This is a genomic window from Chryseobacterium shigense (assembly GCF_900156575.1).
GTDB classification, from domain to species: domain Bacteria; phylum Bacteroidota; class Bacteroidia; order Flavobacteriales; family Weeksellaceae; genus Chryseobacterium; species Chryseobacterium shigense.
The window spans coordinates 75551-88080 of sequence record NZ_FTNY01000001.1 but is presented as its reverse complement, the minus strand read 5'-3'; the positions used below and the strand labels follow the sequence as shown (position 1 = coordinate 88080).

8 protein-coding genes and 1 pseudogene are annotated in these 12530 nt (G+C 38.4%); 3 read left to right on the top strand and 6 right to left on the bottom strand.

What is annotated here, in order from left to right:
- The first annotated feature begins 182 nt into the window (after window positions 1-182).
- Window positions 183-890: a porin family protein gene (locus BW964_RS00425; protein WP_076503843.1), complete on the top strand. Its 708-nt coding sequence runs from the start codon at window positions 183-185 to the stop codon at window positions 888-890.
- Window positions 891-1173: 283 nt separating this feature from the next.
- Here the strand turns inward: BW964_RS00425 and BW964_RS00420 are convergent.
- From BW964_RS00420 to BW964_RS00395, 6 genes and pseudogenes are all read right to left on the bottom strand, one after another.
- A pseudogene (locus BW964_RS00420) lies at window positions 1174-2121 on the bottom strand (glycerophosphodiester phosphodiesterase family protein).
- 144 nt (window positions 2122-2265) lie between these two features.
- On the bottom strand, window positions 2266-3765 hold the full coding sequence (purF, locus tag BW964_RS00415; protein WP_076503842.1) for an amidophosphoribosyltransferase: 1500 nt from the start codon (window positions 3763-3765) through the stop codon (window positions 2266-2268).
- 92 nt (window positions 3766-3857) lie between these two features.
- Window positions 3858-4577 (bottom strand): phosphoribosylaminoimidazolesuccinocarboxamide synthase, encoded by a 720-nt coding sequence (purC, locus tag BW964_RS00410; RefSeq protein ID WP_076503841.1) that lies wholly within the window; start codon window positions 4575-4577, stop codon window positions 3858-3860.
- Window positions 4578-4610: 33 nt separating this feature from the next.
- Complete coding sequence (locus BW964_RS00405; RefSeq protein WP_076503839.1) at window positions 4611-5306, bottom strand: DUF3307 domain-containing protein; 696 nt, start codon at window positions 5304-5306, stop codon at window positions 4611-4613.
- A 2-nt stretch (window positions 5307-5308) separates the two neighbouring features.
- Window positions 5309-5914 (bottom strand): SatD family protein, encoded by a 606-nt coding sequence (locus BW964_RS00400; protein WP_076503838.1) that lies wholly within the window; start codon window positions 5912-5914, stop codon window positions 5309-5311.
- A gap of 183 nt (window positions 5915-6097) precedes the next feature.
- Window positions 6098-7963 carry an endonuclease gene (locus tag BW964_RS00395; RefSeq protein WP_076503836.1) on the bottom strand — a complete coding sequence of 622 codons (1866 nt, stop codon included), beginning with the start codon at window positions 7961-7963 and terminating at the stop codon, window positions 6098-6100.
- A 193-nt stretch (window positions 7964-8156) separates the two neighbouring features.
- Here BW964_RS00395 and BW964_RS00390 point away from each other — a divergent pair, with 193 nt between their 5' ends.
- Both BW964_RS00390 and BW964_RS00385 read left to right on the top strand, forming a co-directional pair.
- A complete protein-coding gene (locus BW964_RS00390) occupies window positions 8157-9296 on the top strand; it encodes an acyl-CoA dehydrogenase family protein (protein ID WP_076503835.1) in 1140 nt (379 codons plus the stop codon).
- A 239-nt stretch (window positions 9297-9535) separates the two neighbouring features.
- Entirely contained in the window at window positions 9536-12466 is a 2931-nt protein-coding gene (locus tag BW964_RS00385) for a reprolysin-like metallopeptidase (RefSeq protein WP_076503833.1), read from the top strand.
- Window positions 12467-12530 lie beyond the last annotated feature (64 nt).

Below are 12530 nucleotides of genomic sequence, written 5' to 3'. Positions count from 1 at the left end.
ATTTCATAATATAATTTTTCATAAAAAATCGTTAAAAGTATAAAAAAAGCAACCTAAAAAAACACTGTTAAAGCCCTTTAAATAAGACTTTTCTGAGTTTGGCAAGCATTTTGCAAAATAATTCATGTCTGATTGATAAAATCAGGTATGAAGTACAATAGTAAAATTAAAAAAATAAAATTATGAAGAAGTTATTTCTAGGGTTGGCAGTTACTGCTGGCATGATGACATTTGCTCAAGAAACAAAAACAGTAAATCCAGAGCCAATCAAAAAAGAAAAACAACCGATCAGATTTGGTATTAAAGCAGGGGGAAATTCATCTTACTTCAGTGAGCAGAAATTAAGCCTTGACAACCAGAAAATCGGATTCCATGCTGGGGTTTTAGTTAATATTCCACTATCTGAGAAATTCAGCTTGCAACCGGAGGTTTTATATAACCAGTTAGGCGCAAGAAGCGTGATTTCATCTACAGATGTAACAATAGGTGCTACGAACGTTAAAACAAAAAGCGAGTTCAAAAGTACAATGAACTATATTTCAGTTCCTTTAATGGTACAAATGAGACCTACGGAAAGATTTTATGTAGAGGCAGGTCCTGAGTTCAGTTATTTTATCAACGGTAAAAACTCTGGAGACAGCACCATTACAACAACAACAGGAGGAACTACAACTACTCAGTCTGTATCGAATTCTGAAGATATCAATAAAGATAATATCAACAAGTTTAACTTAGGTCTTGGTTTAGGTCTTGGTTATGATATCACCCAAAACTTAGGGATCAACGCAAGATACATCAACAGTCTTACGGATATGAGAAACCAAAAGCCTGAAGGTACTGAACCATTGAACCACAGAGCGTTTCAGTTAGGTCTGAATTACAAATTCTAATAAGAGACAATCAATTATTTAACCTATAGTAAAGTCCGGATTTAAAATTTTTAAGTCCGGACTTTCGTTTTTATTGATTTCGAGATAGGTTTTTAGATATCAGATACCAGACATCAGATATGAGATATGAGACTGAGATAGGAAGTTGTTTATGGTGAATTTTGCTTTGCAAGCGAATGGTGATTTTTTATATAGATTTGAGATTTCTGATCATGGACATCTCAAAATTCTCCGACTTTTAAAATACGTACGTTGTAGCCTTAATTCCATCTCTTTTAATTGGCTATTCAAAAATTCTCGGATCATCGCTGATCACTCCGTCTATCCCCATGTCTTTTAATTCTTGTAATCTTTCTTTGGTATTGACAGTCCAGGGAATCACTTTCATCCCCAACGCATGGCATTCCTGTACGAGTTTTGCAGTTACAAGGGTATGATCGGGACTGTAAATCGTTGGTGTAAAACTTAGAAACTTCATGTCTCCGGCTACCCCATTCAAATGATTGGGATACTGTCTGAATTTTTAGGGGGATATATTTTCGAAATACGCCTGTTGCCGGGCTATTTTTTTATCATCTACTTTTTCTACCAGCAGAGCAGTCATGATCTTAGGATATTCCTTATGAATGATCTCCAGTGTTCGGGGATCAAACGACTGAATAATCACCCGGTCCTGAATGCCTTTTTTCACAATGATGGCCATCATCAGATCTACAAATTCTTTAGGTTCCGGATGAAATATATGGTCAGAAAAAGGACGTGTTTTAGTTTCTATATTATAAAAAGGCAAAGGTCTTTTGAGCTCGCGGGAATATGTTTCACATGCCTCTATGACCTCTTCGAAGAGTGGTTTCTGAACCTTCATCTTCTTTTGGTCCGGATAGTGATCCAGTGTCTTCATGCCTGCGTCAAAGGTTTGAATCTTTGCATAAGGCATATCATAAATTTTATAGTAAAAACCGGAATCTTTCGGAATGTAAGATCCATCGGGTTTCGTTATTAACTCAGGGGACAGAAAAGCATCGTGGGAAAGGATTACTTTTTTGTCTTTTGTGATGGCAAGGTCCATCTCCAGCGTCGTTACGTTCATTTTCAGAGCATTCTTCATTGCCGGAACGGTATTTTCGGGATACAGGGACTTTCCTCCGCGATGGGCCTGATTATCGAAGGACTGAGAGGAACACCATTGGGCCAATACCAGAAAAGCACCCGCCAGAAATACATTTTTCATATCATGAAGTTTTAAAGGAACAAATTTAGAATTTGCCCTACTATCCTATAATAAAGGAATATTAAACTTCTGATACATTTATAACAACAAAAAGAGCCAGACTCAATGCCTGGCTTCTTCTTTTTTATTTTGAATCGTAGAATACTAATTAAATAATTCTACCTCCTCTCCTTTTCCTACCGGATATTCTTCTGTAAAGCATCCGAAACAGTGGTTGGAAGATCCTAAAATTTCTTTCAGGTTTTCTGTACTCAGAAATTCTAAAGAGTCCACTCCCAGATAATCTCTAAGTTCTTCAGTAGTCATATTCGCAGAAATCAGATCGTCCTTGGAAGGTGTATCGATTCCCAGATAACATGGCGCAATAATAGGCGGAGAAACACTTCTGAAATGGATCTCTTTCACTCCTGCGTCTTTCAATATTTTCACCAATCTCTTGGAAGTCGTTCCTCTTACGATAGAATCATCAATGATCACGACTCTTTTATCTTTGATCTCAGAAATAATCGGGTTCAGTTTAAGATTGACTACCCTTTCTCTCATTTCCTGTGTAGGAACAATGAAACTCCTTCCGATGTATCTGTTTTTGATCAGAACCGGACGGAAAGGGATACCGGAAGCTTTTGAAAACCCTATCGCAGCCGGAACTCCCGAATCAGGAACTCCAATCACAATATCAGCATCTACAGGTGCCTGTTCCCAGATCTTTTCCCCGGATTTCTCTCTGATTTCGTATACATTGATATTTTCAAGGGTAGAGTCAGGTCTTGCAAAATAAATATATTCAAAAGAACAGATTCTCTGCTTTCCTCTCTCTTCATTCACCATGTAAGAGTTAAGCTTACCCGGTTCGTTTTCATTTGTATAAATGATTTCACCTGGTAAAATATCACGTACATATTGTGCTCCCACAGCATCTAAAGCTACAGATTCAGAGGCTACGACGTAAGTATTTTCGTTTACAGCGCCTAAAACCAATGGACGGATTCCGTTGAAATCTCTGAATGCAAAGAATTTATTTCTCGTCATTCCTACCACGGAATAAGCTCCTTCTATTTTTTCCATAGTCGCTTTGATAGCACCCCGTAAACCTAGATCAAGATTTTTCTGGATTAATCTTAAAATTACCTCAGAATCGGAAGTTGCTCTGAAAACTACGCCCTCAGCTTCCAATTCATTTTTTAATTCTCTGGCATTGGTAAGATTACCGTTATGCGCGATAGAAAGTATAATCTGATCATATTCGTTTTTCGCGAAAAATGGCTGAAAATTATATTTCTTTTTGTCTCCTGCCGTCGTGTAACGGGTGTGGCCGATTGCAGAATTTCCCATAAAAGCTTCAGGATCCTGGATCTCTTTATAAACATCCAAAACCAAACCTTCATCCTTCATATTGGTAATTTTTCCGTCTTTAAGAACAGAAATACCACAGGCTTCCTGACCTCTGTGCTGTAATGCAAAAAGCCCGAACTGTGAAAGTGAAAACGTATCAAGATCATTATCTGAATACATTCCGAAGATCCCGCACTCCTCGTTCGGAGCATCCAGTCTTTCTTCTTCCTGCGTTCTGAAAAGATTTCTTCCGTAGGTTTGAGTGTCAAACTGTTTTAAATATTCACTTTTATGAATGTCTAAACTTTTCATTTCTATTTTTTCTAATCTAGATATTATGATATTAAAAGTTAGATGTCAGATTTTATATTATGTTATATAACTAACATCTAACTTCTAGTTTTCTACTTATTAAGTAAAGTTTTCAATCTATTGTAGATCTCAACGTAAGCTTCAGTAACTTCTCCAAGATCTCTTCTGAATCTGTCTTTATCCAGTTTCTTCATCGTATCTTTGTCCCAAAGTCTGCATGTATCAGGAGAAATTTCATCGGCAAGGATAATCTCACCATCTGCTGTTTTTCCTAATTCAATTTTAAAGTCAACCAGAATGATGTTCATTTTATCAAAAAGGTCGATCAGAATTTCGTTGATCCCTTCAGTAAGTTTATACATTTCAGCAAGCTCCTCATAGGTTGATGCTCCTAAGAAAACAGCATGGTGATCGTTGATAAGCGGATCTCCCAATTCGTCTTTTTTGTAGCAGATATCGAAGATGGTCACCGGAGATTTAATTCCTTCTTCCACTCCTAATCTTTGAGCCATACTTCCAGCAGAGTAGTTTCTTACCACCATTTCCAATGGAATGATGGATACTTTTTTTACCAACTGCTCTCTTTCGTTCAATTGTTTAATGAAATGAGTTTTAACCCCTTTTTCATTTAAATATTCAAAAATCAAAGTCGTGATCGCGTTGTTCATTTCACCCTTCAAATCAACTGACCCTCTTTTTTGAGCATTAAATGCTGTAGCATCGTCTTTAAAACGTACCACTACTTCGTTAGGATTATCGGTAGCAAATACCTGTTTTGCTTTACCTTCGTACAACATTTCTTTCTTTTCCATTTCTAAATTCTTATTAGTTAGATTTATTTTATATTACTTAATTAAAATTCCTGTTAAAACAGCCAATCCGAAGCTCAGCAACGTACCAATCAGTACGTATTCCGTAAGCTTTCTCTGTTTGGCCTGTGCAAGATCACTGAATCTGAAAACAGATTTGGCAGCGACCATAAAGCCTACTCCTTCCAAGTGATTCACCATAATAAAGGTAAACACAAGAAGACGTTCTAAAATACCTATATATTTTCCGGCACTCGACAGCGATTCGGTCTGTAAGCTGCTTTGTGTTTCCGGAGCCGGAGTCCATGAAGACAATACTATTTTTATAAAAATCGAAGCCGGTGTCGTGAGAAACAATGCTGCCATCAATATTTTTAAGAACTCATTATTGCTCAAAAAATCGAAATTGAATTCCTTGAAATAGAATGAGATTCCCAGAATGACAAGAATATGCAGCAACTGATCAATGAAAAACCAGGCTTTTTTATTTTTTACGTTTTGGAAAACCAGCTTTGAAGCATCAATAATAAAATGAGTAGCCCCGATAACGAGTGAAACCCACCACAGGTCTGTGTTCCAAAGAAAAACAAAACTTAAAACAGTATGGATCAGAACATGCACATACAAATGAGGGCTTTTGAGCTTACGGTTTTCTTTATCTGCAACCCAAGAGTTTGGCTGAAGAACAAAATCTCCGAGTAGATGTGCCAATATGAGTTTAGTAAAGATCATGCTTACAGTTCTGAGATTTTCTTTCTAAAATATTGATTCGTTTCTACGATCAGTTCGTAGTTGGCGCGTTTCAGCCTCTGGCTTACGGAGGACTGTGAAATAGCAAATTTTTTAGCGAGATCTTCCTGGGTGATATCCTGGTTCATAATCATCTCATGAATGATTTCTGCCGTCGCTACCGTCCAGCTGTCAAAATCTTTTGAAGACCATTTCAGGAGAATGTTTAAATCCCTGTCTACAGATTCGCTTGATGTCTTTATAGAAACGGTGTGTCCGTCGCTTTTAAGGTCATTCAGCAATCGTCCGGAATTCACATACGCTGTTCCATTGGACTCGGTGATTTTTTCAGAGGAAAAGTTCTCTTCCCCAATGCCTATGGCCATTCTTACATCTAAATTTTCCTGACTTCTTATAAGGGACTTAATGGCTAGAAAACGCCAAAATACTTCATCGATACTACATTTGAACTGAAACTCATCTCCTCTGTAGATTTCCCATGCGAGCGGTGAACTTCCCCAGTTTTCCAGGAGATTCTTGAGTCTGGTGATCCAAACTTCTGTGTCTGCATGCTGTGAATTTATAATATCACCGGTGATAACCGCTATCATTGTGCAAATATAAGCATAATTACTTATAAATAAAAAATATAAGCAGAAACACTTATAGATATTGATTATTAGTGAATCTGCTTATATCAATGATGTATTGTTTATAAGGTTTTTAGCGAAATTAATAAAAGCTCAACAGCAAAATATCGTCATGACAAGGGTGACAATTTGCTGACTTATAGTCTATTTTTTGATAAACTGATGCGCTTTATCGTCAAGTTTTAAGAAATATAGACCTGCAGAAAGATTCTGTACAGAAATATTTTTCTTGGTTTTAAACGGTTCTTTTTCAGTATAAATGATTTTCCCTGAAAGATCGATGATCTGTGCCATCTTAACATCCTTGATCTCTCCGCTTATGAAAAGATCCTCATTAACGGGATTGGGATATATTTTAAATTCTTTGCCGGAAGTGATAAGATCCGTCGTAGATAAAGTTCCTCCCAAATTCTGGCAGTAATTCACAGAATAGGAATCCCACTCTCCTAAAGTGAATGTACTCGTTGGCTGGTTTACAGTATTTTTTCTGTAAAGAGAAACATCTCCGTATGAATTGCTTACAAACTTACTTCCTATAGCATCCACCGTTGTTGATTTATAGGCAAGCTCTACATATTGGGTTCCTGCAAAAGTCAAAGCTTCCCCTGCTGTAAGAAAACGCGCATCATTATTGGTGTAACATGATAATGCCGATTTAGGGTTTAAAATAACAAAATTTTGATTATTGGGTATCTTTCCTTCAAGCTCAAAACTGTTGCCATAATAATAAGATCCACTTGAATTATTGTAGTACTGAACTCTTATACTATAATTGTTTAAATCTACTTCATGACCGGTCCTGTTGACAATTTCCAGAGCTTTGTTATTGCCTGTCCCTTCAATATATTTAACGATGAAAAGATCTTTTGAATTAATGTCAGTAGCTGATGTGGATACGGTAAGCGCATTACTGTCGGGAGATTGCAGATAACCCTGATCATACGCTTTTACTGTAAACGAATAAGAGGTGGAAGGCGTCAGATGATCAATAACTATTGATGTAGATTTTGTGGTGCCTACTAAAACATTATTCTGATAAATATTATATCCGATAACATCTGAACTTGAACTTGGCGACCACCCTAACTGAGTGTAGTAAGCTCCCGATTGAGTGGAATTTAAATTCAAAGGAGCCTGCGGAGCAACAGCATCTGGTGTCTGCATCCAAATAGAATTCACCCATTGAGGGTCATCAATAAAGGGATTCCTGTTTTTCTGAATAGTATAGATCGCATTATTCCGATCTATTTCCCTTTGAGACACAGGATCCTGAAGGTGCCACTGAAGAAGCATCGAAATATAAGCCGGATCAAAAGCACGCTCTGCGGTTCCATCCAAAGGAGACCGGTCTATCGCCGGATTAATATTGGTAAAATAATTAAACGACGGCAATTTATCCTCATACCTTACCGCAAAATAGAGCAGCATTCTTGCAATATCTCCTTTGAATTCATCCAGAGGCTCATAAACCCTATTCGTGTAAACATAATTGGGAATAGCACTGTTGGCAATTTTAGATGAGTTGGTAAATGTATAGTGAACAGTTGAATTCCCTACACCATAAGGATAATTATTTCTAAGCTGATTGATTCTTGCATCCGTAGGAATCACAAAATGTAAATCAGAATACATAGGATAATTGCTGTTAAAAGTACTTTGCGGCACAGCGTGTTCCCTGTTGTATCCTAATCCTTCAGCACCTGAAGTACTTATTAAGTTGGCTGATGTATATTCATAGGCATCCGCTCCGGCAGGATTTTCAGAATACATGTCAAGTAATATCGTCGTGTTAGCCGACCCGTGATCATAATATTTATCTAAATCTGTCTGATTATATAGATTAGGCAAATCACTGTAGTGCCAGTTGACATTCTTGTCAGAGACAATATCATGCAATCTGGACTTCAGCTTATAACCCGTAAGTCCTGCTGTTCCGTCATAATATCCCGCAGGGGCCTGAGCGGAAACAAATGAAGAGATTACGATAATAGGTAGTAGAAGTTTTTTCATTCCTTAAAAATTGGGAGGCTAAAATAGTAAATTAAAATACTTAAAGTTCTGTAAAATTTATTAAAAAATCATTAATTAACAAAATATAAAAAATTGATTGTTACAATATTGCGTATGAGATATGATGAGCTAAATAATTATTTTTGGCTTTCCGTCAATTTAATTATCTTTGGGAACTAACTATTTTATTTATATGAACACAGAGACTATTGACAACATTAAAATGATAGCGGAGACAGCAAGAGAATTTGCTGAGAAAAACATCAGACCGAATATTATGGAGTGGGACGAGAGCCAGACGTTTCCAAAAGACTTATTTCACCAGTTAGGAGAAATGGGATTTATGGGAATTGTGGTTCCTGAGCAGTACGGAGGTTCAGGTTTAGGCTATCATGAGTATGTTACTATTCTGGATGAGATCTCTCAGGTAGACCCGTCTATTGGTCTTTCTGTGGCAGCACACAACTCGCTTTGTACCAATCATATTTATGAGTTTGGAAATGAAGAGCAGAGAAACAAATGGCTTCCACAACTTGCTTCAGGAAAGGTAATCGGCGCATGGGGACTTACAGAGCACAATACAGGTTCTGATTCAGGAGGCATGTCTACCACCGCTGTAAAAGATGGTGACGAATGGATTATCAATGGAGCTAAAAACTTCATTACTCACGCTATCTCAGGAGATATCGCGGTAGTAATGACAAGAACAGGGGAAATAGGAGCCAAAAACAACTCTACAGCTTTTGTTCTGGAAAAAGGAATGCCGGGCTTTTCGTCAGGAAAAAAAGAAAATAAACTGGGAATGCGTGCATCTGAGACTGCTGAGCTTATTTTTGACAGCGTACGTGTACCGGATTCTCACCGTTTGGGAGAAGTAGGAGAAGGATTCAAGCAGGCAATGAAAATCCTGGATGGTGGTAGAATTTCTATCGCTGCCTTAAGTTTAGGTACGGCAAGAGGAGCTTATAAAGCCGCTTTAAAATATGCTAAAGAAAGACATCAGTTTGGAAAAGCCATTGCTGAATTCCAGGCTATCAACTTTATGCTTGCTGATATGGCCACTGAAATTGATGCTGCTGAACTTCTGATCCAAAGAGCTTCAACATTGAAAAATGCAAAGCAAAAAATGACTAAAGAAGGTGCAATGGCGAAATTGTATGCTTCTGAAGCCTGTGTGAGAATTTCCAACAATGCGGTTCAGATCTTCGGAGGTTACGGATACACAAAGGACTTCCCTGCTGAGAAATTCTACAGAGATTCTAAATTATGTACCATTGGTGAAGGAACTTCAGAAATCCAGAGAATGGTGATCGGAAGAGATATTACAAAATAATTGATCATTTTTTAATTCTGATCATCAAATCAAATAGAGAATTATTCTATCAATAAAGGAATAGCATACGTATTTTGCGTATGCTATTTTCTTTTTTTGAGACAATGCATTATTCAACTATATTCAATGTATTGCATAATATATTAAATGTATACTCTAAATTTTTCTTAATTAATTTTGTTTTTCGTAATATAATTTTTATTAGCTTTGATATTCCACAATCAAAACAAATAATTCTTATGAAAAAACAATTATCCATGATTGGAATGCTTCTTATAACGGGCATTTCTTTCGCGCAGACTGACCGTCTCTGGAGCGAAGGTTCAAAAAAAGCACCTTCAGACATTTTTGAAAATAAAACTCAAATCAATAATCCAAAGATTTACAGCTTGGATTTTGCAGGATTAAAAAACGTCCTTGCCAAAGCTCCCAAAAGACTTGCCGCGGGAGAAAAATCAGAAACCATTATTTCTTTCCCTAATTCTGAAGGAAAGATGGAAAATTTTAAAGTAAGAGAAAATTCAAACTTTGACCCTCAACTTGCCGCGAAATATCCGGATATCAAATCTTACGTGGGCGAAGGCCTTAATGATCCCAACTCAACAGTCTATTTCAGCATTTCTTCACTTGGACTGTCTTCTATGGAAATCTACGGCGACAAATCAGCCGTTTTCATAGAACCCTATACTAAAGACCTTTCTTCTTACGTGGTCTATAAAAAATCTGATAAAAAAGACAACCTCAACAAATTCGAGTGTACCGTTATCGACGTAGCTCAAAAAGGAGTCTCCAATTCCAATATTGCGGCAAGACCTAATGCCGATGATGCGAAATTAAGAACATTCAGACTGGCATTGTCAACAACAGGAGAATATACCGTCTATTTTGGAGGAACCAAAGCCAATGCATTGGCTGCAATTAATAACACCATGACGCGTGTCAATGGTGTTTTTGAAAAAGATTTCGCAGCCAGAATGGTTCTTATCGCCAATAATGACGCTGTTATTTATACGAATGCTTCTACAGATCCATATTCTGCAGCGTCAGGAATGAGCAGCTGGAATTCCCAGCTTCAAAGCACCCTGACTTCAGTAATCGGGGAGGCGAATTATGACATCGGACACTTATTCGGAGCCTCAGGAGGTGGCGGAAATGCAGGGTGTATCGGATGTATCTGTACCAACGGCTCAAAAGGGAGCGGCTACACTTCTCCGGCAGATGCTATTCCTTCAGGTGATAACTTCGACATCGATTATGTAGCCCACGAAATGGGCCATCAGTTTGGAGGAAATCACACTTTCTCTCACAGCAATGAAGGAACCGGCGCTAATATGGAACCTGGATCAGGATCAACCATTATGGGCTATGCAGGGATTACCGCTCAGGATATCCAACCGCATTCTGACGCTTTTTTCCATGCAATAAGCATTCAGCAGATTACCAACAATATCAAAGCTAAAACATGCCCGGTAAGCACTTCTACAGGAAATGCCATTCCTACCGCTAATGCCGGTCTTGACTACACGATTCCAAAAGGCACTCCATTCATGTTAACCGGAACCGGAACTGATGCTAACGGAGATTCATTAACGTATATCTGGGAGCAGATGGATAATGCTTCATCTTCTCAGACCGGAGCCAGTTCTGCCGCAAGTGCTACAAAAGCAACCGGTCCTACTTTCAGATCATGGACCCCTGTAACTTCTCCAACAAGATATTTCCCGAGAATGGCTTCTATATTAACAGGAGCTACCACAACTGCAGGTTCAGAAATCACCGTAGAAGCTTTGTCCAATGTTGCAAGATCATTAAATTTCAGATTTACCGTTCGTGACAACAGAGCCGGAGGCTCAGGAAATAATTCTGATGACGCTCTGATCACAGTGAACGGAACTGCAGGACCATTCAGCGTATCTTCACAGAATTCAGCGATATCCTATGCAGGAGGAAGCTCACAAACCGTTACCTGGAATGTAGCGGGAACTACTGCCAACGGGGTGAATGCTGCCAATGTAGACATCCTTTGGTCTACAGATAGCGGAAATACATGGACTACCCTTCTTGCAGGAACTCCAAACGATGGAACTCAGGCGGTAACAATTCCTAATTCATCTACTACAACAGGAAGAATTATGGTCAAAGGTTCCAATCATATCTTCTTTGATGTTAATAATGCTAATATTACCGTTAATGCAGGTTCAGGAACAGACACAGTAGCCCCTACAGCTCCTACCCTTGCTGCATCAGGAACTACCGCTACAACAACCAACCTTTCCTGGAGCGGAGCCACTGACAATGTAGGCGTTACAGGCTATGATGTATATATGAACGGAGCTCTGATCGGCAATACGGCATCTGCCACTTATACCGTAACAAGCTTAACCCCTGCAACTACATACAGCTTTACTGTAAAATCTAAAGATGCAGCAGGAAACGCATCGCCTTCAAGCAACACCGTGAGTGTTACTACCCTTTCCGGAGGTACAGTGACCTACTGTTCTTCTTCAGCAAGCAATACCGCTGATGAAAGAATCGGAAACGTAAAATTCGGAACCATTAACAATACTTCAACAGGAACTGCAGGATACGAAAACTTCACCTCTGTTTCTACTAACGTAACAAGAGGAAGTGCTTACACGATCTCAGTAACTCCAGCATGGACTTCAACAGTATACAGTGAAGCGTACGCTGTCTATATTGACTATAACGGTGATGGCGATTTTACAGACAGTGGAGAATTGGCGTGGTCTAAAGCTGGCTCTACTACAACTCCTGTAACGGGAAGCATTACTATTCCTGCGACGGCAACAGTGGGATCTACAAGAATGAGAGTCATGATGAAGTACAGCTCTGTTCCTACTTCTTCCTGTGAAGCGTACACATATGGCCAGGTTGAGGACTACACACTGAATATCGTTTCTTCAGGAAGAGGAGTATCATCATCTGAGATCAAAGATTTAATCACTGATCTCAGAGTATATCCAAATCCAGCAAGAGATGTATTATATATTTCAAATACGACCTCTGAAGAGTATAAAATCTTCGACATGGGTGGAAAACTAATTAATTCAGGAAAACTAGACAGAGGCAGCGTAAATGTAAGCGGACTTATCAAAGGAGCTTATATGATCCAAATCGGAGAAGCTGGCAAGAGATTCATTAAAAACTAATAACCTCAGACCTATTTATTCAATACTGCCTCAAAAAAGGCAGTATTTTTTTTGAATTTTTTTA